At 71.8% G+C, this 22,268-nt stretch carries 19 protein-coding genes and 1 pseudogene; 10 read left to right on the top strand and 10 right to left on the bottom strand.

The window, feature by feature from the left end; translation table 11 throughout:
• The first annotated feature begins 95 nt into the window (after positions 1-95).
• The 3 genes from AB0G84_RS24055 (at position 96) to AB0G84_RS24045 (ending at position 4,276) form a co-directional block, all read left to right on the top strand.
• On the top strand, positions 96-653 hold the full coding sequence (locus tag AB0G84_RS24055) for a hypothetical protein (protein WP_361324288.1): 558 nt from the start codon (positions 96-98) through the stop codon (positions 651-653).
• Between the two features lie 88 nt (positions 654-741).
• Positions 742-2,409, top strand: a complete 1,668-nt coding sequence (locus tag AB0G84_RS24050) for a multicopper oxidase family protein (RefSeq protein ID WP_361324285.1) — start codon at positions 742-744, stop codon at positions 2,407-2,409.
• Between the two features lie 112 nt (positions 2,410-2,521).
• The gene (locus AB0G84_RS24045; protein ID WP_361324282.1) at positions 2,522-4,276 is read left to right on the top strand and encodes an NAD+ synthase; all 1,755 of its coding nucleotides are present in this window, start codon (positions 2,522-2,524) and stop codon (positions 4,274-4,276) included.
• Between the two features lie 202 nt (positions 4,277-4,478).
• Here the strand turns inward: AB0G84_RS24045 and AB0G84_RS24040 are convergent, their stop codons facing one another.
• Positions 4,479-5,006, bottom strand: a complete 528-nt coding sequence (locus AB0G84_RS24040; RefSeq protein WP_361324279.1) for a hypothetical protein — start codon at positions 5,004-5,006, stop codon at positions 4,479-4,481.
• 816 nt (positions 5,007-5,822) lie between these two features.
• Here AB0G84_RS24040 and AB0G84_RS24035 point away from each other — a divergent pair.
• Positions 5,823-6,488 carry a hypothetical protein gene (locus tag AB0G84_RS24035; protein ID WP_361324277.1) on the top strand — a complete coding sequence of 222 codons (666 nt, stop codon included), beginning with the start codon at positions 5,823-5,825 and terminating at the stop codon, positions 6,486-6,488.
• 245 nt (positions 6,489-6,733) lie between these two features.
• Here the strand turns inward: AB0G84_RS24035 and AB0G84_RS24030 are convergent, their stop codons facing one another.
• The 4 genes from AB0G84_RS24030 to AB0G84_RS24015 form a co-directional block, all read right to left on the bottom strand.
• Positions 6,734-7,954 (bottom strand): MFS transporter, encoded by a 1,221-nt coding sequence (locus tag AB0G84_RS24030; protein ID WP_361324274.1) that lies wholly within the window; start codon positions 7,952-7,954, stop codon positions 6,734-6,736.
• Positions 7,955-8,207: 253 nt separating this feature from the next.
• Positions 8,208-9,227, bottom strand: coding sequence for an endonuclease/exonuclease/phosphatase family protein (locus tag AB0G84_RS24025; RefSeq protein ID WP_361324271.1), 1,020 nt, complete (start codon positions 9,225-9,227; stop codon positions 8,208-8,210).
• 261 nt (positions 9,228-9,488) lie between these two features.
• Positions 9,489-10,151: a TetR/AcrR family transcriptional regulator gene (locus AB0G84_RS24020; RefSeq protein ID WP_361324268.1), complete on the bottom strand. Its 663-nt coding sequence runs from the start codon at positions 10,149-10,151 to the stop codon at positions 9,489-9,491.
• Positions 10,148-11,809 (bottom strand): MFS transporter, encoded by a 1,662-nt coding sequence (locus AB0G84_RS24015; protein WP_361324265.1) that lies wholly within the window; start codon positions 11,807-11,809, stop codon positions 10,148-10,150. Before AB0G84_RS24015 ends, AB0G84_RS24020 begins: the two co-directional genes overlap by 4 nt.
• Before the next feature lie 237 nt (positions 11,810-12,046).
• On the opposite strand from AB0G84_RS24015, the gene panB reads away from it, so the two are divergent.
• Together panB and AB0G84_RS24005 are read left to right on the top strand one after the other, a co-directional pair.
• Positions 12,047-12,907 (top strand): 3-methyl-2-oxobutanoate hydroxymethyltransferase, encoded by an 861-nt coding sequence (gene panB / locus AB0G84_RS24010; RefSeq protein WP_361324262.1) that lies wholly within the window; start codon positions 12,047-12,049, stop codon positions 12,905-12,907.
• Positions 12,908-12,944: 37 nt separating this feature from the next.
• Positions 12,945-13,049 (top strand): annotated as a pseudogene (locus tag AB0G84_RS24005) (IS5/IS1182 family transposase); the annotation flags it as partial.
• A 60-nt stretch (positions 13,050-13,109) separates the two neighbouring features.
• On the opposite strand, the gene AB0G84_RS24000 reads toward AB0G84_RS24005, so the two are convergent.
• The 3 genes from AB0G84_RS24000 to AB0G84_RS23990 all read right to left on the bottom strand — a co-directional run bounded on the left by AB0G84_RS24000 (position 13,110) and on the right by AB0G84_RS23990 (position 14,909).
• A complete protein-coding gene (locus AB0G84_RS24000; RefSeq protein WP_361324259.1) occupies positions 13,110-13,523 on the bottom strand; it encodes a DUF6640 family protein in 414 nt (137 codons plus the stop codon).
• A gap of 62 nt (positions 13,524-13,585) precedes the next feature.
• Positions 13,586-14,224, bottom strand: a complete 639-nt coding sequence (locus AB0G84_RS23995) for an NAD(P)H-dependent oxidoreductase (RefSeq protein ID WP_361324256.1) — start codon at positions 14,222-14,224, stop codon at positions 13,586-13,588.
• Between the two features lie 196 nt (positions 14,225-14,420).
• Positions 14,421-14,909, bottom strand: coding sequence for a luciferase family protein (locus AB0G84_RS23990; protein ID WP_361324253.1), 489 nt, complete (start codon positions 14,907-14,909; stop codon positions 14,421-14,423).
• Between the two features lie 193 nt (positions 14,910-15,102).
• Here AB0G84_RS23990 and AB0G84_RS23985 point away from each other — a divergent pair, with 193 nt between their 5' ends.
• From AB0G84_RS23985 to AB0G84_RS23975, 3 genes are all read left to right on the top strand, one after another.
• Positions 15,103-15,486: a helix-turn-helix domain-containing protein gene (locus AB0G84_RS23985; protein ID WP_361324250.1), complete on the top strand. Its 384-nt coding sequence runs from the start codon at positions 15,103-15,105 to the stop codon at positions 15,484-15,486.
• Positions 15,487-15,736: 250 nt separating this feature from the next.
• Entirely contained in the window at positions 15,737-16,771 is a 1,035-nt protein-coding gene (locus tag AB0G84_RS23980; protein WP_361324247.1) for an ATP-binding cassette domain-containing protein, read from the top strand.
• On the top strand, positions 16,768-17,598 hold the full coding sequence (locus AB0G84_RS23975; RefSeq protein WP_361324244.1) for an ABC transporter permease: 831 nt from the start codon (positions 16,768-16,770) through the stop codon (positions 17,596-17,598). The genes AB0G84_RS23980 and AB0G84_RS23975 overlap by 4 nt, the downstream gene beginning before the upstream one ends.
• Positions 17,599-17,668: 70 nt before the next feature.
• Here AB0G84_RS23975 and AB0G84_RS23970 read toward each other — a convergent pair whose 3' ends face one another.
• Positions 17,669-21,127: a BTAD domain-containing putative transcriptional regulator gene (locus tag AB0G84_RS23970; RefSeq protein WP_361324241.1), complete on the bottom strand. Its 3,459-nt coding sequence runs from the start codon at positions 21,125-21,127 to the stop codon at positions 17,669-17,671.
• Between the two features lie 131 nt (positions 21,128-21,258).
• Between AB0G84_RS23970 and AB0G84_RS23965 the strand changes: the two genes are divergently transcribed.
• Positions 21,259-22,056, top strand: a complete 798-nt coding sequence (locus AB0G84_RS23965) for a site-2 protease family protein (protein ID WP_361324238.1) — start codon at positions 21,259-21,261, stop codon at positions 22,054-22,056.
• A 4-nt stretch (positions 22,057-22,060) separates the two neighbouring features.
• Here the strand turns inward: AB0G84_RS23965 and AB0G84_RS23960 are convergent, their stop codons facing one another.
• Positions 22,061-22,252, bottom strand: coding sequence for a hypothetical protein (locus AB0G84_RS23960; RefSeq protein ID WP_361324235.1), 192 nt, complete (start codon positions 22,250-22,252; stop codon positions 22,061-22,063).
• Positions 22,253-22,268: the final 16 nt, after the last annotated feature.

Below are 22,268 nucleotides of genomic sequence, written 5' to 3'. Positions count from 1 at the left end.
GGCGGTTCACCCATGGAGAGGTATACCCCTAGGGGGTAGGGTGCGGAGGATGGTCCTCCGGCCGTCCGCCGGTCCGTCCCGTCGAGAGGTCCGCGATGCGTGAACAGGGCGACGCCGCCGCATGGTGCGGCTGGCTGCTGCTGTTCACGGCGCTGGTCGTCGGCCTCGTCACCCGGTATGCGTGCGGGCACCCGAGGGCGGACGGGGACGGGCACCGGGCCGCCGGGGCGGCGGGCACCGTGGACGGGGCGCGGCCGGGGGCGGCAGCGCGACCGGTGGTGCGGCCGACGACGGGGGCGGCGCGGAGGGCGGCACGGGCCGCGCGGACGGTCCAGCCAGCGGCAGGGGCGGCGCCGGCCGGCCGCCGGGCCGGGACACCCGTACTGCGTCCGGCCGACCCGCCCCCGGCACGGGCCGACGGCACGCACACCGGCTCCCGACACCGCGCCATGGCCCCCGGCACCGCCTGCCGCGCCGCGCTGTCGACCTGGGCGGCGGGGCAGGCGTTCCTCCTCGTCGCGGGCGCGCTGACCGGGCGTCAGCGGGCCGGTGCGCCCGCCGTGCTCCGCGCCGGGCTGCGGCGCGGCCGGTGGTCGATATCCCCGGCGTCCCGCCCCGGACTCCTCGCCCGGCCGTCGGCGCTGCGCGTGTAGCGCGCCCGCCGCCGACACCCCCGGAAGTCCGCGGCAGCGCCCTCACCCCGACCGCACACCATCGACACCGTGACGAGGTGCTTCTCCCATGCGTACGCACTCCCGACGCGCCCTGTTCGGCGCGGGCCTGGCCGCCGCCGGCAGCGGGCTGCTGGCCGCCTGCTCCGCCGACGGCTCCGGCCCGGTCCTCGCCGGTATGGACGGCAACAACGGCCGGCACGGCTCCCACGGCGGACACGCGACCCACGGCGGACACGGCTCCCACGGCTCCCACGGCTCCCACGACACCGGCGGTGACACCCCGTCGGGCTATGTCACCCCCGACGGCCCGGAGGTCGCCGAGGCCGAGCGGAGGCGGGGGCTGACCGGCCCGGTGCGCCGGCTGTCGCTGACCCCCGCCGAGGACCGGGTCGACCTGGGCGGACGCACCGTCACGACCTGGGCGTACGACGGGGAGCTGCCCGGCAAGGAGATCCGGGTCACGGCGGGGGACCGGGTCGCACTGACCCTGAACAACCGCCTCCCGCAGACGACCACCGTGCACTGGCACGGGCTGCCGGTGCGCAACGACATGGACGGCGTGCCCGGCGTGACCCAGCGGGCCGTGGCGCCCGGCGCCTCCTTCGACTACCACTTCACGGTCATCGAACCCGGTACGCACTGGATCCACCCGCACGTCGGGGTGCAGCTGGACCGCGCCCTGTACGCACCGCTGATCATCGAGGACCCCAGGGAGCCGCTGGCGTACGACAGGGAGTGGGTGGTGCTGCTCGACGACTGGCTCGACGGGATCGACGGCAGCACCCCGGACGCGGTACTCAGGCAGCTCCACAAGGGCATGCCGCACGGCGGGCACGACATGGGCGAGATGGCGGGCACGGACGCTAGCCGGGCGCAGTCGGACGTGCGCCCGCAGGGCCCGTCGCGGGTGCTGATGGGCGCGCGGAGCCGGCTGCTGGGCGGCGAGGCGGGCAGCGTGGACCATCCGCTCCACCTCGTCAACGGCCGGATGGCGCAGAATCCGGAGACCTTCCACGCCAAGCCCGGCGATCGCATCCGGATCCGGATCATCAACGCCGGCAGCGACACCGCCTACCGCCTGGCGCTCGGCGGGCACCGGATGACGGTGACCCACACCGACGGCTCCCCCGTGCAGCACCGGGCGACCGACGCGCTGCTGATCGGCATGGGCGAGCGCTATGACGTCCTGGTCACCGCGGGGGACGGGGTCTTCCCGCTCACCGCGCTGGCCGAGGGCAAACGCGGGCGCTCCGCACTGGCCGTGCTGCGGACCGGTGGCGGGGAGGCGCCCGGCGCCAGAACCCGCCCCAGGGAGCTCCGCGGCGCGCTGATGACGGCGGACCGGCTCCGGGCCGCCGGCTCGGCACGGGCCGGTCGGCGGGCCCCGGACCGCAGCATCGACATGGTCCTCACCGGCTCCATGGCGCGCTACGACTGGGCGATCAACCACCGGACGTACTCGTCGTCCCAGCGCTACCCGGTGCGGGCGGGCGAGCGGGTGCGGCTCGTCTTCCGCAACCGCTCCGGGATGTTCCACCCGATGCACCTGCACGGGCACAGCTTCACGCTGCCCGACGGCGGCCCCCGCAAGGACACCTTGATGCTGCTGCCCGGCCGGGAGGTGCCGGTCGACTTCCAGGCCGACAACCCCGGGCTGTGGATGATCCACTGCCACAACGTCTACCACTCGGAATCCGGGATGATGACGATCGTGGGCTACCGGTCGTCGCGATGAGGTGAGCGGCACCGGTTCCGGGGCGGCCCGCACGGCAGGAGCGGGCCGCCCTTTCCTCGCTCCGCATCCGCCCGACCCCCCATTGCGTCAGAAAGACGATTACACTGGCGGGGTGCCCCAACTTCGTCTCGCCCTCAACCAGATCGACTCCTGCGTCGGCGACCTCGTCCAGAACGCCGAGACGCTCGTGCACTGGACCCGGCACGCCGCCGACCAGGGCGCTCACCTCGTCGCGTTCCCCGAGATGGCGCTGACCGGCTACCCCGTCGAGGACCTGGCGCTGCGGCCGTCGTTCGTCGGGGCGAGCCGCACCGCCCTGCGGGAGCTGGCCGCGCGGCTGGCCACCGAGGGGCTGGGCGACCTCCCGGTGATCGTCGGCTATCTGGACCGCGGTGCGCAGGACCGGCCCCGGTACGGCCGGCCGGCCGGCGCACCGCAGAACGCCGCCGCCGTCCTCCACCGCGGCGAGGTCGCGCTGTCCTTCGCCAAGCACCACCTCCCCAACTACGGCGTCTTCGACGAGTTCCGCTACTTCGTCCCGGGCGACACACTCCCGATGGTGCGGCTGCACGGCGTCGATGTGGCGCTGGCGATCTGCGAGGACCTGTGGCAGGACGGCGGCCGGGTGCCGGCGGCGCGGTCCGCCGGGGCCGGGCTGCTGGTGTCCATCAACGCCTCGCCGTACGAGCGGGACAAGGACGACACCCGCCTGGAGCTGGTCCGCAAGCGCGCCCAGGAGGCCGGCTGCACCACGGCCTACCTCGCGATGATCGGCGGCCAGGACGAGCTGGTCTTCGACGGCGACTCGATCGTGGTCGACAAGGACGGTGGGGTGATCGCACGGGCCCCGCAGTTCACGGAGGGCTGTGTGCTGGTCGACCTCGACCTGCCGGCCGCCGCTCCGGAGCCACCCTCCGGCGTCCTGGACGACGGGCTGCGCGTCCAGCACGTCGTGCTCTCCGCCGACCCGTTGCCGGCGTACGCCCCGGAAACGCCGGGCGGGCAGGCGGAGCGGCTCGGCGACCTGGAGGAGATCTACACCGCGCTGGTGGTCGGACTGCGGGCGTACGTCGCCAAGAACGGCTTCACCAGCGTCGTGCTCGGCCTCTCCGGCGGGATCGACTCGGCCCTGGTCGCCTCCCTGGCCTGCGACGCGCTGGGCCCGTCCCGGGTCCACGCGGTGGCGATGCCCTCCCGCTACTCCTCCGAGCACTCGGTCACCGACGCCGAGGAGCTCGCCCGCCGCACGGGGCTGTCGTTCCGCACGGTCCCGATCGGCCCGATGTTCGACGCGTACATGGACTCGCTGGCGCTGACCGGGCTGGCCGAGGAGAACCTCCAGTCCCGGCTGCGCGGGACGACGCTGATGGCGATCTCCAACCAGGAGGGCCACCTGGTGCTCGCCCCCGGCAACAAGTCCGAGCTGGCGTGCGGCTATTCGACGCTCTACGGCGACTCGGTGGGCGGCTACGGCCCCATCAAGGACGTCTACAAGTCGGTGGTCTACCAGCTCGCCCGCTGGCGCAACCAGGCCGCCGCCGACCGTGGCCGGACCCCGCCGATCCCGGAGCACACCCTCACCAAGCCGCCCAGCGCCGAGCTCCGCCCCGGCCAGGTCGACACCGACTCGCTGCCCGACTACGACGTCCTGGACCGCATCCTGGCCCTCTACGTCGACCACGACCGCGGCCGGGAGGACATCATCGCGCAGGGCTTCGACGAGGCCCTGGTCACCCGGGTGCTGCGGATGGTCGACCACGCCGAGTACAAGCGCCGCCAGTACCCGCCGGGCCCCAAGATCTCCGCCAAGGGCTTCGGCAAGGACCGCCGCCTCCCGATCACCAACCACTGGCGCGAGGGCGACTGAGCGGGGCGCCACGGGGGGCCTCGACAGAGGGGCGGTCGGCGCTCGTTGTGCTGACGGCGCTGCACCACGTGAGACACACCCCCTTCACCGAGGACGCCTCCCCACCGCGGACCGGCAACGCACCCCGCGCCAGGCCGAAACCGCTACCGGCATTCCATGAGTCCCCATCAGCACCTCAATGAGGACTCATAAACAACCGAGGCTAACGGCCGACCTGGAGGAGTACACCCTCCCCATCGCCCGCGAAGTTCAGCCTCAGTGTGAACTTGACCGAGCTGAAGGGGGTGGACCTGCTGACGAGAATGGTGCCGTTGGAATCACTGGGCGGGCCGTTCTTCGCCACACCTGTGACTACGTTGCCCTGGACGGCGAAACCGTTGTCGCCGCTGAGCTGCTCGACAGTCATATCAGGGTCAATCGTCATGATTGAACCGAGCGATGCCAGGTGAAAGACGGCGTCCTGTACCGCGGCACCGAGGTCGACTTCGAAGTCACTGTCAGTGGGCTTGCTTCTGAGTTCTATCGCGTCCGAGGTGGGCAGCGGGGGAGTGAAAACGGACGGCGTCCCAAAGACGGTGGACTGCCCGTTGAGGTCCGCCTCGCCCAAGGGCCCGGTGACGGTCACCGTTCGGCCTTCCAGCTGCCCGGTCGCCTTTTGATCGCTGTCCCGCGACGTCCAGTCGACGAACACTTGCGCTTCTGTAGGCATGATATCGGCCTTCCTGGCCATCTGGCTCACCTGAATCGATGAGCTCGCCCCGGAGGTCCCCACTACGCACGGCCCCAAGACCGGTCCCACACCAGGGCACTTGAGTCCTCGCCAACAGCCGCGCTTGCGAGGCTCAGCTGGCTCAAGGGGGGACGACTATTGCCCCAAAGTTGAAGGGCGCACTGTTGTTGGGCGCTACTTTCAGCCTAGCCGGATACGACATTCGCGCCTCTCAGGCACGTACCCGACCTGGCATGATCACGCCTCGAACGACGGCGAGGGAGCCCACTCGATGCGGTCGGATTCGTTCTCCTCAGCCGGAGGCAAGGCGTAGATCGGGCTGTCGACACGCAAGACATAGCGCTGCGAGTCCGTGACACACGGAAGCTCCTGGCAACACGGCTTGACTTCGACACCCCCGTCCACCAGGAGCTTCTCCGCGCCCGGACGCCGCTCACGGCCCCAACCACCGCCTTGCACAGCAAGGTTGGAAGGGGCTCAGTTCAACCTGAGTAACCCGCAAAGGCCCTGCCCGCATACTTCATGGAAGCGCGTCGGCAGGGCCCATGCTCGGGACCCCAGATGCGCTTCGTGCCACCTCCGAGCATTCTGGAGTGGAGAAGCCGCCTGAAGCGCGGTTTACGCCGGAAACAGGGGCTGGGAGCTGCCCGTCCATCCAGAGCGATCGAACGTCATGATGCGGCCGGGTCCGGAGCATCTGGACGTAGGTTCGGTCGGTCGGTGTCGCGCCGACCATGAGGCCTTCCGAGTTGGCGGATCGGCTGGTGGCCTGGTGGCGTGAGAGGACATGTGGCCGCCCGAGCAACCATGCGGGGAGTGAGGGAAATGACGCGTACACCGCGCGAGACCATAGACCCGGGCAGGGACACCGAACCTGTGACACTCCCGGGCGAACTCGTCCAAGAGCTGAACAAAGAGCGGGCGCCAGGCCAGCGCAAACGCCCCCTCGTGCCCCAGGTCCCGCTTGTCCTTGATGGGGAAGTCGTCGAGGACCTTGAGCGCATGAATGCGGAGACCACGGTCCCGCTGTTCATGACCCGTCTGGTTCACGACTCGTCCGTGGCCCTCGGCGCCTTCACCGACCGCGAGGCGATGGTCTCGGAGGCGCGCCGGCTGCCAGCCGTTAGCCAGTCGGCGACGCTGCTGGAGAGCGAACACGTCTGCACGTCCAACCCGGACTCCCTTGAGGACATCGTGCGCTTTTGGGAGGACGCCGGCGAGCAGGGCGACATCAGGAGCGTCGGACCTGGTTTGGGATACAAGGACTTGAGCGGGCTACACCGTGGATTCCTCGGTACACAGAACTGGAACAACATCATCTCCTCGCTCAGCTGGTGTCGGTTCGATATCTCACTCTTCGATCTGACCGGCTTCGACGCGGGCGGAGGAGAATTCTTCGCCCCCAAAGGCTGTAATACTCCCGACCTGACTCCGTTCGGCTGGAACGACAGGGCGTCCTCGATAGCCAACTGGGGAACGTGATCGTCTTGTTGCCCCATGTCCGGGCCGGATGACACCGGGAGTCGGGACGGCATCGAGGAAGGTCCAAGCGCCTCGCCGCTTTCTCGGAACGTCCGGATACGCCCACCATCAGGACGTCCCTCCGCCTTGCGATGCAGCTCGGCATCCGTACAGCAAGCAAGGAGCCGAGACGAAGTGGACGCAGCGAGCGCAGTGCATCTGACGCCGTGCGCTGATCCACCTGGGACTACGGGACAGCCAGTGGACTAGGCGGCCTCCGAGGTAGCCGGCGCCGGCCGGTCCGCCTCCTCGTGGCTGCGGGCCACGATGCGGGAGGCGTCGGGGGCGTCCCGGTCCAGGCGGCCGGCCACCACGGCGACGGCCAGGCCGAGGGCCGCCAGGCCCGCGCCCACCAGGGTCGGTGAGGTCCAGCCCCAGCCGGCCGACAGGGCCAGCCCGCCGGCCCAAGCGCCGCCCGCATTGGCCAGGTTGAAGGCGGACTGGCTGGAGGCCGCGGCCAGGGTGGGCGCCTGCTGGGCCTTGTCCATCACCAGCATCTGCAGCGGGGTGGTGGTCAGGAAGCCGACCGCGCCGATGAGGACGACGGTGACCAGGGCGGCCACCGGGGACCGGGCGGTGAGGTGGAAGGCCGCCAGGACCAGCGCGAGGGCGGCGAGGGAGCCGTAGAGGGTGGGACGCAGCGCCCGGTCGGTCAGCGGGCCGGCGGCCAGCGCGCCGAGGGTCATCCCGATGCCGAAGAGGGCCAGCACCAGCGGGACCGAGCCCTCGGCGAAGCCGGTGACCTCGGTCATCATCGAGGCCAGGTAGCTGTAGACGGCGAAGATGCCGGCGAAGCCGAAGACCGTGGTGAGCAGGCCGAGCAGCACCTGGCGGCCGGCCAGGGCGCGCAGCTCGCGCGCCAGCCCGGTGTGCTCCTCGGCCGGCAGCGGCGGGATCAGCCGGGTCAGTGCGGCCATCGCGACCAGGCCGATGCCGGCCACGATCAGGAAGGTGACCCGCCAGCCGAAGTGCTGGCCCAGCAGGGTCGCGGCGGGTACGCCGACGATGTTGGCGATGGTCAGGCCGAGGAACATGGTGGCCACCGCCCGGGCCTGCCGGCCCTCGCGCACCAGCCGGGCGGCGACCACCGCGCCGACGCCGAAGAACGCGCCGTGCGGCAGGCCGGCCAGCAGTCGGCCGGCGATCAGCGTGCCGAAGCTCGGGGCCAGCGCGGAGGCGAGGTTGCCGGCCGTGAAGACCGCCATCAGCAACACCAGCATCCGCCTGCGGGGGATCCGGGAGCCCAGGGCGGTCAGCAGCGGGGCGCCGATGACAACGCCGAGGGCGTAGGCGGAGACGAGGTAGCCGGCGGTGGGCACGGAGGTGCCCAGATCCTCCGCGACCTGGGGCAGCAGCCCCATCATCACGAATTCCGTGGTGCCGATGCCGAAGGCCGCGACGGCGAGCGCGAGCAGCGCCAAGGGCATGACGAACTGGACCTTTCAGGGTCGTTCCGTACAGGAGGGGAGCGCTTAAGTTCTGTTACGGAACAAAGTGTCGCAGGCCCGGTATTCCGGCAGGAGAACGGGGCGTTACCGGCCCGCGTCGGTTCCCCGCCGGGGTCCGCCCTCCGGACTGGGCGTCACGGACGGTGGCGCGGCTCCGGCGGGCGGTCGTCCCGGGCCCGGCGGGCGGCAGTCCCGGGCCCGCCAAGTGGTAGTCCGGGCCCGGCGGGCGGGGTCAGATCTTCACGGAGGCGGCGACGGGCAGGTGATCGCTACCGGTGGAGGGCATTACCCAGGCCTTGACCGGGTCCATCCCCTTCATCATGATCTGGTCGATCCGGGCCATCGGGAATCCGGCCGGCCAGCTGAAGCCGAAGCCGTCACCGGCCGCGCCCTGGGCGGACCGCATCTGCGAGGTGACCGGGGCCAGCGAGCGGTCGTTCATGGTGCCGTTGAGGTCGCCGAGCAGCATGACCTTCTGCACCGGGTCGGCGGCGATCGCCTCACCCAGCGCCGCGGCGCTGCCGTCGCGCTGGTTGGCGGTGAAGCCCGCCTCGACCTTGACCCGCACCGACGGCAGATGGGCGACGTACACCGCGAACTGCTGGCCGTCGGCGGCGGTGACCGTGGCGCGCAGGGCACGGGTCCAGCCCATCTTGATGTCCACCGGGCGGGTGTCGGTCAACGGGCGCTTGCTCCACAGCCCGACGGTGCCCTCGACGGTGTGGTACGGGTAGGCCTTCGCCAGGCCCTGGCGGTACGTGGGCAGCGCCTCGCCGGTCAGCTCCTCCAGGGCGACCACATCGGCGTCGGAGGCCACGATGTCCCGGGCGGTGGCCGCCGGGTCCGGGTTGCCGGCGTTGACGTTGTGGGTGACGACGGTGAGGTTGCCGCCGGTGCCGGCCTTGTCGGTGATCTGGCCACCGAAGAGGTTGATCCAGGCCAGCACCGGCAGGAGCAGGGCGATCAGCGCGGTGGCGGAGCGGCGCAGCACCGCGGCGAGCAGCAGTACCAGGATGCCCAGCCCCAGCCACGGCAGGAAGGTCTCCAGCAGACTGCCCAGGTTTCCCACCGCGTTGGGGACCCGGGCGTGCAGCACCATCAGCAGTCCGAGCAGGACGGCGAGCACCGCCAGCACCAGGCCGCGCCGCCACATCCCCTCGGGGCCCCACCAGTTCCGCAGGCGTTCGGCCCGGGAACCGGCCCGCTCGGACCCCTGTCCCCGTCCCGGCTCCGTCATATATGCCTGCGCCATGTAGCTGTCCTCACTGCCTTGCTCCGGTGCGCCCGCCTGTGGTCCCCGACCCTAGGCGATGGCCGTAATGCGCTTTCTTAGATTTGCGCTGCGCCTTCTCGGGGGTGAGGACGGGCCGGTGGCGGGGCCGGGTTCCGGTCCGAGGCGTTCGTGACAGCGGCTGTGACAGAACGGACACGGTCCGGTCATACGCCCCTGGTGGGGCGGGCGGCCGGGGCGCACGGGCCGGTGACCGCCAACCCGCCGGTCCGGCCGAGGAGTTCAGCCCACGGCGGTCTGCGGCCGGGATCGTACGCCCTCCAGGACCGTGTCGACGATGTCCTCGGCGAGCCCCTCGGGAAGCTCCTTCCACTCGTGGAGGAGGGCGCGGGCCAGCATCGGGCCGACGAACAGGTCGGCAAGGGTCTCCAGGTCACGGTCGGTGCGGATCTCACCGCTCTCGACCCCGCGCCGCAACACCCCCAATAGCGCCTCATGACGGGTCCGTACCACTGTGTCGTGGTACTCGGCCCACAGTTCGGGCTGGTCCTGGACATGGCTGACGACCGTCCGCATCAGCGCGGAGCTGCGCTTGGCCAGCCCCCGGCGGCGGAGGAACTCCAGCAGTGCGACCAGGTCGTCGCGGACCGAGGCGCCGTGCAGAGCGGGGCTCTGGGCGTCCAGCGACCGCATCACATCGAGCATCAGGGCGCTCTTGCCCGACCAGCGGCGGTAGACGGTGGCCTTGCCGACGCCGGCCTCGCGGGCGATCCGCTCCATGGACAACTCACCTATGGACACGCCGTCCTCGATGAGCCGCAGCACGGCCTCGATGATGGCGGAGTCGACCGCGGTGCTGCGCGGGCGCCCGCGACGCTCACCGGCCGCCGGGCCGGGCCGCGCCTGCGCCGCCGCCGTCTCGGAGTCCCCCGCCGCCCGGCTCATCGCGCTGCGCCCGCCCTTCGTTCGTCCCGCGGCTCCGCCGCCTGCGGCGCCGGTCCCATTTTGCCCGGCAGGAAGGCCAGCACCAGCCCGGCACCGAGCACCGAGACCGCGGCCGAGGACAGGGCGGTGACGTGCATGGCGTCGATAAAGGCGTCGTCGGCGGCGGCGACCAGCGAGCGGCCGGCCGGGCCCAGCCGGCCGGCGAGGCCGAGGGTCGCCTCGATCGACTCACCGGCGGCGTGCCGGGCCCCGGCCGGGATGCTGGGCATGGCGTCGAGCCGGCCCTGGATGCCGTCGCGGTAGGTGGTGGACAGCAGCGAGCCGAGGACGGCGACCCCGAGGGTGCCGCCGACCTGCCGGAAGACGTTGTTGAGCGCCGAGCCGGAGCCGGCCTTCTCCCGTGGCAGCGCCTGCATGACCGTGACGGTGACCGGCGGCATGATGTGCGCCATCGCCGCGCCCTGGAGGAAGAACAGCGCCTCCATGATCCAGATCGGACTGTCGACGTCCAGCAGCAGCAGGCCCACCATGGTGTCGGCCACCACGAACATGCTGAACGCGCACACCGCGCGGGCGCCGTAGCGGTCCACGGCGAGCCGGGCCCGCGGCGCGAAGATCATCTGGGCCGCGGCCAGCGGCAGGATCAGCAGGCCGGCCTGGAGCGGACTGTAGCCGCGCACGCTCTGGACGTAGAAGACGATGAAGAACGTGACGCCCATCAGGGAGAAGAAGACCAGGGCGATGGCGGCGATGGCGGCGCAGAAGGCCGGGTTGCGGAAGTACCCGATGTCGATCGACGGGTGGTCGCTGCGCTTCTGGTGCACCACGAAGGCCGCCAGCACCACCACTCCCCCGGCGATGGTGCCGTACACCTGCGGGGCGGTGAAGTCGGCGAGCTGACCGCCCTTGATGATCCCGTAGACCAGCAGCACCAGGCCCACGACGGACAGCAGCACACCGACCGGGTCCAGCCGGCCGGGCCGGGGGTCCTTGGAGTCGGGCACCAAGATCAGCATCGCGATCAGCGCGATCAGCACGATGGGCACATTGACCAGGAAGACCGATCCCCACCAGAAGCGGTCCAGCAGCAGCCCGCCGGCGATCGGGCCGATCGCGATGGCCAGGCCGACCCCGCCGGCCCAGACACCGATCGCCTTGGGCTGCTCCTCGCGCTCGAAGACGTTCATCAGGACGGCGAGGGTGGCCGGCATGACGAAGGCGCCGCCGAGGCCCATCACCGCGCGGAAGACGATCAGCTCGGTGGGCGAACCGGCGAACGCGGCGAGTACCGAGCCGGTGCCGAACACCGCCAGGCCGAAGAGCAGCACCTTCTTGCGGCCGAGGCGGTCGCCGAGCAGCCCGGAGGTGAACAGCAGCCCGGCGAAGACCAGGGTGTAGGAGTTGATCGCCCACTCCAGCTCGCTCTGGGTGGCGCCCAGGCCGGCGGGGGACGGCGTGGCGATCGTCTTCATGGCGACGTTGAGGATGGAATTGTCCAGCACCACGATCAGCAGGCTGAGCATGAGGGTGGAGAGGATCGCCCAGCGGCGCCGGTGGATGCGCTCGGGGATCTCCCGCACGGGCGGTGCGGGCGGGGTGGGGGGCCGGGAGGGGTCGGAGGGGCCGGAGGAGCCGGAGGAATCCGAGGGAGCAGCCATGGCAGCACCCTACGCTTTTCGATACGGATCCGTTCCGTATCGAAAAACGCCATGCCGGGCGACGGGAACACAGGGGTCGAAGCGGGCACACCGGGCCACCCGCGGCACACACCGGGACGGGCCTCACACCACCGGCGTGCCGCTCCCCTTTTCCTTTGCGCGCGGGCCGTGCCAGCATGGAGCGAAGTCCGGGGACACCGTCAGGGTGCCTCGAGATGATGAACAGGAGCCGTCACCATGACGCAGCTTTCGCCTGCCCAGAAGCCGGTCCCCCACTCGCTCTACGGGGGCAAGGGCTCGCGCCGGGTCACCGTTCGTGACATCGCCGCCGCCAAGGAGCGCGGCGAGAAGTGGCCGATGCTCACCGCGTACGACGCGATGACCGCCTCCGTCTTCGACGAGGCCGGCATCCCGGTCCTGTTGGTCGGGGACTCGATGGGCAACTGCCACCTCGGCTACGAGTCCACCGTGCCGGTCACCATGGACGAGATCGCCCTGCTGTCCGCCGCGGTGGTACGGGGCACCCGGCGCGCCCTCGTCGTCGGCGACCTGCCGTTCGGCGCCTACCAGGAGGGGCCGGTGCAGGCGCTGCGCAACGCCACCCGGCTGATGAAGGAGGCCGGGGTCGGCGCCGTCAAGCTGGAGGGCGGGGAGCGCTCCGCCGACCAGGTGGAGCTGCTGGTCTCGTCCGGCATCCCGGTGATGGCGCACGTCGGGCTCACCCCGCAGTCCGTCAACGCCTTCGGCGGCTACCCCGTACAGGGCCGCGGCGAGGAGGCCGCCCAGCAGTTGCTGCGGGACGCCAAGGCGGTGCAGGACGCCGGTGCGTTCTCGGTGGTCCTGGAGGCCGTACCGGCCGAGCTGGCGGCCGAGGTGACGCGTTCGCTGCACATCCCCACCGTCGGCATCGGCGCGGGTCTGGAGTGCGACGCCCAGGTGCTGGTGTGGACCGACATGGCGGGGATGACGGCGGGGCGGGTCCCGAAGTTCGTGAAGAAGTACCTGGAGCTGCGGGAGCTGCTCGGCGGGGCGGCGAAGGCGTTCGCCGACGAGGTCGTCGGGGGCACCTTCCCGGCCGAGGAGCACAGCTTCCACTAGGACGTGTCCGGGCGGTCACGCGACTGCCCGGTGGGACCTGGGTCGCTCGCGCGGCGGGCTCACCAGCAAAGTCCACCTGACCGCCGACGGTCACTGCCGCCCGCTGTCCCCGCTCGTCAGCGGCGGACAACGGGCGGACTGCACCCACTTCACGGCGGTGCTGGCGAAGATCCGCGTCCCACGCAGATCCGAAAGACACGCCCTAGGCGAGGCGGTGCTCCAGACGTCGGCGCTCGAGGAAGTACGCGAGTGCGTTGAGGGCCAGCATGGTGGTGGCGAGGGCCGGCTGGAGAGGCGGAACCCAGTCGCCGTCGACAAGGGCAGTGCCGGGGTAAAGGATCGCCGACAGCTGGGTGATCCAGTACAGCGACTCGGCCACGACGATGACCTGGACCAGGGAGCGCGTCCAGGCGCCCCGGTGCACCCACAGCAGGTACAGGCCGATCAGGCCGAGTGCGGCGCCCATGCTCATGGTCTGGGCGTTGTGGAACTTGGCGTGCGGCGGCCAGTTGGGGTTGTAGATGTGGGTCTTGTTCCAGTCCGCGATGTAGGCACCGGCCAGGGTGACCAGTGAGGTGAGGGTCAGCAGGACCTTTCCAGTGGTGATCTTGGGCATGGGGTTCCTCCTCGGGATGTGAGTGGTGTGTGAGCGGGCGTGAGGGCGGGTCCCGGAACGTGTCAGGCGGTGATCTGATCGCGGAACTTCTCGGCCTGCCGGCGGGCTTGCTGGTGCGCGTCGGTCAGGGACGCCTCGTGGAGCGGGATCAGGTGGGTCAGCGCCGGAACGACGGGCGCCATGGTCAACTCGGGCGTGAGCGAGGTGACTTCGAGGCCGAGCATGTCGTGCAGGATCGTCTCCAGCGCGGGCACCACGAAGTCCTTGCCGTGGTTGGGGGTGCCGGGGCCGTAACCGCCGCCGCGCGCCGAGACCACCAGGGCCGGACGGCCGGACGCCGCGGGACCGTCGGGGAGGCCGAAGGTGCGGCCCTTGACGATGACGTGGTCAAGCCATGCCTTGAACGCCGAAGGCATCGTGAGGTTGTACATCGGCACGGTGAACAGGTAGGCGCTCGCGCCGAGGAACTCTTCGATGAGTTCGTCCTGGACAGCAGCGGCCGCGGCTTGTTCCGGAGTGCGCCGGGCGGGGGCGGTGCCCCAGGCCGCTATGCCCGCCGCGCCCAGGTGGGGTACGGGCGAGGCAGCCAGGTCCCGGTGGACGACCGGCGCGTCCCAGGCGCCCCGGAAGGAGCGGGCGACCTGGGACGACACCGAATCGGCGCCGAGCGAGGACGAGTCGATGTGGAGCAAATAGGACATGGAGGAGCCCTTGCTGGTCGGTGCGGAGAATGCAAATGGGCAGGCGGAACCGCAGGCTGGGCTGGTGCGGTGTGGGTGACGTGACGGCGTCGATGCCGTACGGGAGCCTGGCGGCTGCTTCGACGCAGCCCTCGACGGGGGACGTCAGCCGGGCCGGTCACCTGCGCCGATGTCCCGGCGCGGATGGGGAGAGCGGTCAGGCCGCGGCGGGCCCGGCGGTCGGTGCGTGGCCGGTGGCGTATCGATAGGAAGCGGCGATGACCTTCTTGGCCACCTCCAGTTCGACCTCGTCGCGCGGGGCGTAGAACATGACGACATTGGCGCCACGGTCGTAGAGCGGGTGCTTCTCGCCCCATCCGGAGGCCAGGAACGCCGCGTGGTCGGCCGGGTCCAGGGCCAGGTGCAGGCTGCCGTCGGCGTGCAGGTGCACGAACTCCGCGTCACCGCGCGGCAGGAACAGTCGGGCGCCGAGAGCGGGGGCGACATCGCTGAGGAGCACCGCCCAGGTGCTGGGGACGGAGATCTCGCTGCGGCCTGAGACGGTGCCGGGAAGTGCGGTGGCCATCCACCGCCGCAGGGTCTCCTTGATCTGCGGCGGGCTGGGCTGGGTGAGCTGCAGGTGCGGGACCTCGGGACCGGTCTCGGGCCGGTCACCCGCACGTTCGGGTAGCGCGGGGAACGCCATGGTGGTGCCTCTTTCGGTGGTGCGGACGGCCGTCGGCAGGACGGGCAGCCGGCTGATCGCCGAGCGGTCCGGCTCACTGCCGGCCCGCTTGCTGACACCACCAACCTAGTATCCTGTAGATAGTGGTTTCCTGTAGGAAAGTGCCCCGCCGCTGAGTACGGGGACTGCGGGCAAGAGCGGAAGGAAGAGTGCCGTGACCGATCCGGCGCAGCAGGCGTGCCCGATCAACCCGGTGGTGGAGCTGGTGTTCAGCCGCTGGACCACCCCGATCCTGTGGACCCTCGAACACCACGGACGCTCGCGCTTCAACGAACTACAGCGGCTCCTGCCGACGATCACGCCGAAAGTGCTCACCCAGCGCCTGCGCCAGCTGGAACGGGACGGCCTGATCACCCGCACCTACCATGCCGAGATCCCGCCGAGGGTCGAGTACGCCATCAGTGAGCTGGGCCGCACCCTCGTCCCCGTCTTCGACGCCATCGCCGGCTGGTCCGACGCCCACCTGCCCCAGGTCACCACCGCCCGCCGGGCCTACGACACGGCACGCGCGGAGGAAGAAGCCTGGGCGGAGGGCTGAGGGGACTGACCGCGCTGGCCGCCTCGATCGCTGCGGGCGATGCCAGCAGCACGAGGGTCTCGAAGGGCACCGAGCGCTTCCGCTCCGCCTCCTCCATCGCGGCCAGGAACTCCTCACGCGCATCCGACTCCCGCCCAGTTCTCCCTGCAGCGGCGCGGACCACGGAGCTGACGAGCCGGGGAGCTCGTACCGCGGGCGCCGTCGGCATTCTGTCGGCGCGCTGTCGGTGGCGGCTGGCAGATTGGTGGGCATGACGCGACAGACGATGACCACCAAGGGCGGCAACGCCGTCGAGGTGCGCGGTCTGGTCAAGCACTTCGGCGAGGTCAAGGCCGTCGACGGGGTGGACCTGGACGTGAAGGAAGGCACCGTACTCGGTGTGCTCGGCCCCAACGGCGCCGGCAAGACCACGCTCGTACGGTGCCTGTCCACCCTCCTGGTGCCGGACGCCGGCCGCGCCGTGGTGGCGGGCTACGACGTGGTGCGCCAGCCGCGCGCGCTGCGCCGCACGATCGGCCTGACCGGGCAGTACGCCTCGGTCGACGAGAAGCTCTCCGGCTGGGAGAACCTCTACATGATCGGGCGGCTGCTCGATCTGTCCCGCAAGGACGCCCGCGGCCGGGCGGACGAGATGCTGGAGCGGTTCTCGCTGACCGAGGCCGCCAAACGGCCCGCCGCCAAGTACTCCGGCGGGATGCGCCGCCGGCTGGACCTCGCCGCCTCGATGATCGGCCGCCCGGCGGTGCTCTACCTGGACGAGCCGACGACCGGCCTCGACCCCCGTACCCGTAACGAGGTGTGGGAAGAGGTGCAGCGGATGGTGCGCGAGGGCGCCACGGTGCTGCTGACGACCCAGTACATGGAAGAGGCCGAGCAGTTGGCGAACGAGCTGACGGTGATCGACCGCGGCCGGGTCATCGCCGAGGGCCGGGTCGACGAGCTCAAGGCCAAGGTCGGCGGGCGGACGCTGCAGATCCGGCCCACCGACCCCGGCGAGCTGGACCGGATGGCCGGCGCCATCGCGCAGGCCGGTCTGGACGGCATCGCGGGCGCGACGGCTGACCACGACGGGGGTGTGGTCAACGTCCCGATCATCAGCGACGAGCAGCTGACCGCGGTGGTCGGGGTGCTCGGCCGGCAGGGATTCGCGCTGGCCGGGATATCCACCCATCTGCCCAGCCTGGACGAGGTGTTCTTGGCCATCACCGGCCAGAAGACCTCGGAGGCCGGCGACGAACGGTCCGGTGCGGCCGAGGACGCACAGTACGCGGAGGTGTCGGCATGAGTGCCGCGACGATCACGGCGCCGGTCACCAAGCCCGGCGCCGACGAGGGCCGGATCGGACTGCGGGCCAACCTGCGGCACATCGGCGCGCTGGTGCGGCGCAACGCCCTGCAGATCAAGCAGGATCCGGAGTCGATGTTCGACGCCCTGCTGATGCCCATCATCTTCATCCTGCTGTTCGTCTACGTCTTCGGCGGCGCCATCGCCGGCAAGGGCAACCAGCAGGAGTACGTGCAGTACTTGGTCCCCGGCATGATGGCGATGATGGGCATGAACATCGCCATGGCGGTGGGCAGCGGCGTCAACGAGGACTTCCGCAAGGGCGTGATGGACCGCTTCCGGACGATGCCGATCGCCCGGTCCTCGGTGCTGATAGCCAAGATCATCGTCGAGGTCGGCCGGATGCTGATCGCCACCGCGATCCTGCTCGGCATGGGGTTCCTGCTCGGCCTGGAGGTCCGCGGCACCCTCCTTGCGTTCCTCGGCGCGATCCTGCTGTCCACGGTGTTCGGTGCCGCCCTGATGTGGATCTTCGTCCTGCTGGGGCTCTCCGTGAAGACCCCGCAGGCGGTGCAGGGCATGGCGATGATCGTGCTGATGCCGCTGCAGTTCGGCTCGTCCATCTTCGCGCCGACGAGGTCGATGCCCGGCTGGCTGGAGGGCTTCACCAAGGTCAACCCGCTGTCCAACCTGGCGGACGCGGCCCGTGCCCTGATCCGCGGCCAGGGTGCAGTGCTGCACCCGACGCTGATCACCCTCGCCTGGGCGGTCGCCATCACGGCCGTCACCATGCCGCTGGCGGTCGCGAAGTTCCGCAAGAAGACCTGACGGATCCGGTACGCGCCCCGCGGGGGACCTCCGCGCGGGGCGGCCTTTCGCCCGGCTCGGCCGTGTCCCGTCAGATGAGGGCGGTGGCCTCTTCGAGGGAGAGGTCACCGCCTTCGGCACGGCCCGCCGCGAAGGCGGCGTCGCCGATCAGTTCCCGCACCGCCGCCTCCGTACGCACCCGTTCGTCGCGGAGGATCAGCGTCGGGACGTGGCTGTGCGCCCGCAGCACGTCGTACGCCCCGACCAGGCGCGCCGCGACCGGGGCGGCCGCCGCGCCGCGCTCGGCCAGCAGCACCCGGGCCCCGGTCAGCAGGGAGGTCACCACCAGGTCCGGGGCGACCATCTTGGCCAGCGGGTCCTGCATCAGCTCCAGGGCGGCCCGGAACCGTGGCAGCAGCCCCGTGCTCAGGCCGTCGTCCAGGTCCATCGAGATCAGCGAGGACTCCAGTATCCCGGCGAACATGTCCGGGGCGCGCGGGAGGAACAGCTCACGCACCGCCTGCAGTTGCGCGCGGGCCTCGTCCCGGCGACCGGTCATCGACAGCCGCATGGCGAGCGTCATCCTGGCGAACGGCTCGGTGTCCCGGCCGCTGTTGCCCTTGGCGGCCTCGGCCAGCACCTCCCGCAGCATCCGTTCGCCGGCCTCGCCCTGGCCGTCCTCCATCAGTACGGCGCCGAGCCGGCAGCGCAGCAGCAGGCTCTGGCCGTGCGCACCCAGCTGTTCGGCGTGCACCATCGCCGCCCGGTAGTCGGTGGCGGCGAGCTCGTACGCGCCCCGCTTCTCGTGGGACTCGGCGCGCCCCGCGAGCGCCTCGGCCGCGCCCCAGGCGTCGCCGACCCGCAGGAAGATCCGTAGCGCCTCGTCGGCGTCCCGGGAGGCCTGCGGCAGCCCGCCGGGGTGGTCGTTGAAGATCTTGGAGCGCAACTGGAGGACGTACGCCAACTCCCACGCGTAGCCGAACGCGCGGCAGGCCTGCACCGAGACGTCGATCAGCTCCGCCAGCTCCTCGAACCGCCCGGACAGCAGCACCGCGTAGTGCCACATCACCCCGGGCACCTTGCAGGTCTGCGGCATGCCGGGGCGGTAGGCGCGGAGCATGCCGAGCAGCTCCTGCTGCATCTCCGGCTTGCGCATCGCCTCGATGTCGCTGTCCAGGCTGGCCAGCGACACCAGACGGACCTCGCGCCGGGCCTCCAGCAGCTGCTCGGGGCCCATCGGCGGCGGGGCGTCGATGGGCCGGACGTGCAGGTCGGGGGCCGGCTCGACCGGTTCGAAGAACGGGTTGGGGCCGAGCGCCGCCACCACGGAGGACCAGTGCCGGGCATCGCTCCGGTGGTCGCGCAGCCACCAGAACCACTGCAGCGACAGCACCAGGCACAGCGCCTCGTGCTCCGCTTCGGAGGCGACCGCCCGGCGCAGCGCGGTGCGCAGGTTGTCGTGCTCCAGCTCCAGCCGCTCCATGGCGGCCAGCTGGCCGGGGCCGCGCAGCAACGGGTCGGTGGTGCGGGCCAGTTCGCGGAAGGCGACGAGGTGGCGGCGTTCGGCGCCGGCCCGCTCCCTCGCCTCGTCCAGCCGCTCGCCGGCGTACTCCCCCACCGTCTCCAGCAGCCGATAGCGCATCTGTCCGCCGGTGCCGGCGCCGTTCCCGGGGCTGCCGACCCCACCGGAGCGGCCGTCGCCGGGCCCCTGGCCGGCCGGCGCGGCCACCACCAGCGACTTGTCGATCAACGACCCCAGCAGCTCGGCCACCTCGTAGCTCTCGACGCCGTCGCCCGCGCACACCTCTTCCGCGGCGGCCAGGTCGCAGCCGCCGGCGAAGACCGACAGCCGCCGCAGCACCGCCCGTTCGGGCTCGTCGGTCAGGTCCCAGGACCAGTCCACCACCGCCCGCAGGGTCTGCTGCCGGGGCAGCAGGGTACGGCTGCCGCTGGTCAGCAGCCGGAACCGGTCGTCGAGCCGGTCCGCGAGCTGACGCGGGGTCAGCAACCGGAGCCGGGCGGCGGCGAGTTCGATGGCCAGCGGGAGCCCGTCCAGCCGGCGGCAGATCTCCGCGCAGGCCGCCGCGGTCTGCTCGTCGGCATCGGTGCGGAAGTCGGGGCGGGCGGCGGCCCCGCGGTCGGCGAGCAGCCGGAGCGCCACCGGGTCGGGCAGCGGACCGACCGGCCGCAGCACCTCGCCGGGGACCGCCAGCGGCTCACGGCTGGTGGCCAGCACCGTCACCCCGGGGCAGTCGGAGAGCAGCCGCTCGGCGAGCGCGGCGGCGGCGTCGATCACATGCTCGCAGTTGTCCAGGACCAGCAGCATCCGGCGGCCCGCGCAGTGCTCGGCGAGCCGGGCGAGCGGATCGAGGGCGGTGGGGTCGGTGGCGGCCCGCAACCCCTCGGCTGTGGTGCCGCGGACGACGGTCTCGCGGGCGCCCAGTGCGGTCAGCACCGCCTCCGGGACCGTCTGCGGATCGTCCACCGGCGCCAGCTCCGCCAGCCAGACGCCGTGCGGCCAGGCGTCGGGGGCGGCGGCCGCGGCGGTCTCGGCGCCCTCCTGGGAGAGCCGGGTCTTACCGGCGCCGCCGGGCCCCAGCAGCGTCACCAGGCGGTGTTCGGCCAGGTCGGACCGGATCGCGGCCAGGTCGGTGTCGCGGCCGACGAAGGAGGTGAGACGGGCCCGGAGGTTGCCGCGGCGGGCGGGGACGGGGGCCGGGGCGGGGACGGGCCGGCCGGGCGGGGCCGGCTGCGTGAGCAGCTGGGGGGCGAACTGCTGCGGAGGAGGCTGCGGGGCGAACTGCTGCGGCACCTGCGGCCGCAGCAGCTCGCCGTGCAGGGCCTGGAGCTCCGGGCCCGGGTCGGCGCCGAGGCGGTCGGCGAGGCCGGTGCGTATCTCCTCGTACGCCGCCAGCGCCTCCGCGGTGCGCCCCGCGGCCCGCAACGCCCGCAGCCGGAGCGCCTGGAGCGGCTCGTCGAGGGGGTGGTCCCGGCAGAGCGCCACCAGCGTCGGCAGCGCCCGGTCGGCGCGGCCGAGGGCGAGGTCGGCGGCGAGGCGGTGGCGCTGGGCGTCCAGCCGGCGGCTCTCGGCCCGGGCCGCCTCCACCCGCGCGTCCGGGAGGTCGGCGAGCGCCGGTCCCCGCCACAGCGTCAGCGCCTCGTCGAGCAGGGCGGCGGCGCGGGTCGGGTCCGCCTCGGCGAGCGCCCGTACGCCGTCCGCGGCGAGCCGCTCAAAGCGGTGCAGGTCGACGTCGTCGGGCTCGGCGCACAGCCGGTAGCCGCCGTCGACCGAGGCGACGGCGGCATGCCCCAGGGCCCGCCGCAGCCGGCCGACCAGCGCCTGCAGGGCACCGGCGGCGTCGGCGGGCGGGTCCATCCCCCAGACGTCGGCGATCAGCACGTCCGGGGTCAGGGCCCGCCCCGGGTGCAGGGCGAGGGCGGCGAGCAGCGCGCGCAGGCGGGCGCCGCCGAGGGCGACGGGGGTGCCGTCGGCCCGGCCGGCCTGGGTGGTGCCGAGGATTCCGTAGCGCACCGGCCCATTCTCGTTCAAACGCACCCCTCCTTTGCACCGGGTTTTCGTTTTGCCCGCCCCGGGGGCCTGTGCGCCGGGCGCCCCGGCCCGGTTACGGTCGGGGCTGGCCCGTGTGAGACCGCGACGAGACCTTCGGGAGCCCGTACCTCATGACCACAGCAATCCGGCGCGGCGACCGCCGCATCAGCCCGGTCTTCCTCGCGCTCGTGGCCGTCCTGGCGGTGTCCGGGTGGGCGGTGTGGAGCGGGACGCTCGCGGCGAACACCGGCTTCGCGGTGTTCCTGTTCGTGGTGTCCGGCTGGGTGGTGTCGCTGTGCCTGCACGAGTACGCGCACGCCCGGACCGCGCTGCACAGCGGGGACATCTCGGTGGAGGCCCGGGGCTACCTCACGCTGAACCCGCTGAAGTACACCCATGCGCTGCTGAGCATCGTGCTGCCGGTGATCTTCGTGATCCTGGGCGGGATCGGGCTGCCGGGCGGCGCGGTGTTCATCGAGCGCGGCCGGATCAAGGGGCGCTGGCGGCACAGCCTGATCTCGGCGGCCGGACCGCTGACCAACATCCTGTTCGCCGTGGTGTGCACGGCACCGTTCTGGCTGCACGGCTTGGAGGGCGTGCCGACCACCTTCCGCTTCGCGCTGGCCTTCCTGGCGCTGCTGCAGGTGACGGCCGCGATCTTGAACTTCGTCCCGGTGCCCGGGCTGGACGGCTACGGCGTGATCGAGCCCTGGCTGTCACCGGGGCTGCGGCGGCAGGTGGAGCCGTTCGCGCCGTTCGGGCTGCTGGCGGTCTTCGGGCTGCTGTGGGTGCCGGAGATCAACCAGGTCTTCTTCCACCTGGTCGACACGATCCTCGGCGGGCTGGGCGTCTCCCGCTTCGACACCTACTTCGGCCAGGAGTTCTTCCGCTTCTGGCAGGGCGAGCCGCAGGTCGGCGGCCTGGGCTGAGCCGTCAGCCGGCCGCGCCGGCCTCTCGCGCCCGGTCCATCTTGGCCTTGCGGAGGTAGAACCACGCCATGTTGCTGGAGATGCCGGCCATCAGGATCCAGACGATCCCGACGAAGCTGCCCTCCACGAAGGAGACGACGGCTGCGGCGACGGCGAGGACGCAGACGGCGAGGGCCATCAGGGCGAGGCGGGGCATGGTGGCGGCTCCTGTC

The organism is Streptomyces sp. NPDC020742, from assembly GCF_040641675.1.
In the GTDB taxonomy this organism is placed as follows: domain Bacteria; phylum Actinomycetota; class Actinomycetes; order Streptomycetales; family Streptomycetaceae; genus Streptomyces.
Note: the sequence above shows the minus strand (reverse complement) of the source record. Positions and strands in the feature narration are given on the sequence as shown.

What these genes read in the sequence shown, in the direction of transcription:
- AB0G84_RS24055 (WP_361324288.1), top strand. Translation starts at nt 96, where the DNA reads ATGCGTGAACAGGGCGACGCCGCCGCATGGTGCGGCTGGCTGCTGCTG.
- AB0G84_RS24050 (WP_361324285.1), top strand. Translation starts at nt 742, where the DNA reads ATGCGTACGCACTCCCGACGCGCCCTGTTCGGCGCGGGCCTGGCCGCC.
- AB0G84_RS24040 (WP_361324279.1), bottom strand. Translation starts at nt 5,006, where the DNA reads ATGGCCAGGAAGGCCGATATCATGCCTACAGAAGCGCAAGTGTTCGTC.
- AB0G84_RS24030 (WP_361324274.1), bottom strand. Translation starts at nt 7,954, where the DNA reads ATGCCCTTGGCGCTGCTCGCGCTCGCCGTCGCGGCCTTCGGCATCGGC.
- AB0G84_RS24025 (WP_361324271.1), bottom strand. Translation starts at nt 9,227, where the DNA reads ATGGCGCAGGCATATATGACGGAGCCGGGACGGGGACAGGGGTCCGAG.
- AB0G84_RS24020 (WP_361324268.1), bottom strand. Translation starts at nt 10,151, where the DNA reads ATGAGCCGGGCGGCGGGGGACTCCGAGACGGCGGCGGCGCAGGCGCGG.
- AB0G84_RS24015 (WP_361324265.1), bottom strand. Translation starts at nt 11,809, where the DNA reads ATGGCTGCTCCCTCGGATTCCTCCGGCTCCTCCGGCCCCTCCGACCCC.
- panB (WP_361324262.1), top strand. Translation starts at nt 12,047, where the DNA reads ATGACGCAGCTTTCGCCTGCCCAGAAGCCGGTCCCCCACTCGCTCTAC.
- AB0G84_RS24000 (WP_361324259.1), bottom strand. Translation starts at nt 13,523, where the DNA reads ATGCCCAAGATCACCACTGGAAAGGTCCTGCTGACCCTCACCTCACTG.
- AB0G84_RS23995 (WP_361324256.1), bottom strand. Translation starts at nt 14,224, where the DNA reads ATGTCCTATTTGCTCCACATCGACTCGTCCTCGCTCGGCGCCGATTCG.
- AB0G84_RS23990 (WP_361324253.1), bottom strand. Translation starts at nt 14,909, where the DNA reads ATGGCGTTCCCCGCGCTACCCGAACGTGCGGGTGACCGGCCCGAGACC.
- AB0G84_RS23980 (WP_361324247.1), top strand. Translation starts at nt 15,737, where the DNA reads ATGACGCGACAGACGATGACCACCAAGGGCGGCAACGCCGTCGAGGTG.
- AB0G84_RS23975 (WP_361324244.1), top strand. Translation starts at nt 16,768, where the DNA reads ATGAGTGCCGCGACGATCACGGCGCCGGTCACCAAGCCCGGCGCCGAC.
- AB0G84_RS23965 (WP_361324238.1), top strand. Translation starts at nt 21,259, where the DNA reads ATGACCACAGCAATCCGGCGCGGCGACCGCCGCATCAGCCCGGTCTTC.
- AB0G84_RS23960 (WP_361324235.1), bottom strand. Translation starts at nt 22,252, where the DNA reads ATGCCCCGCCTCGCCCTGATGGCCCTCGCCGTCTGCGTCCTCGCCGTC.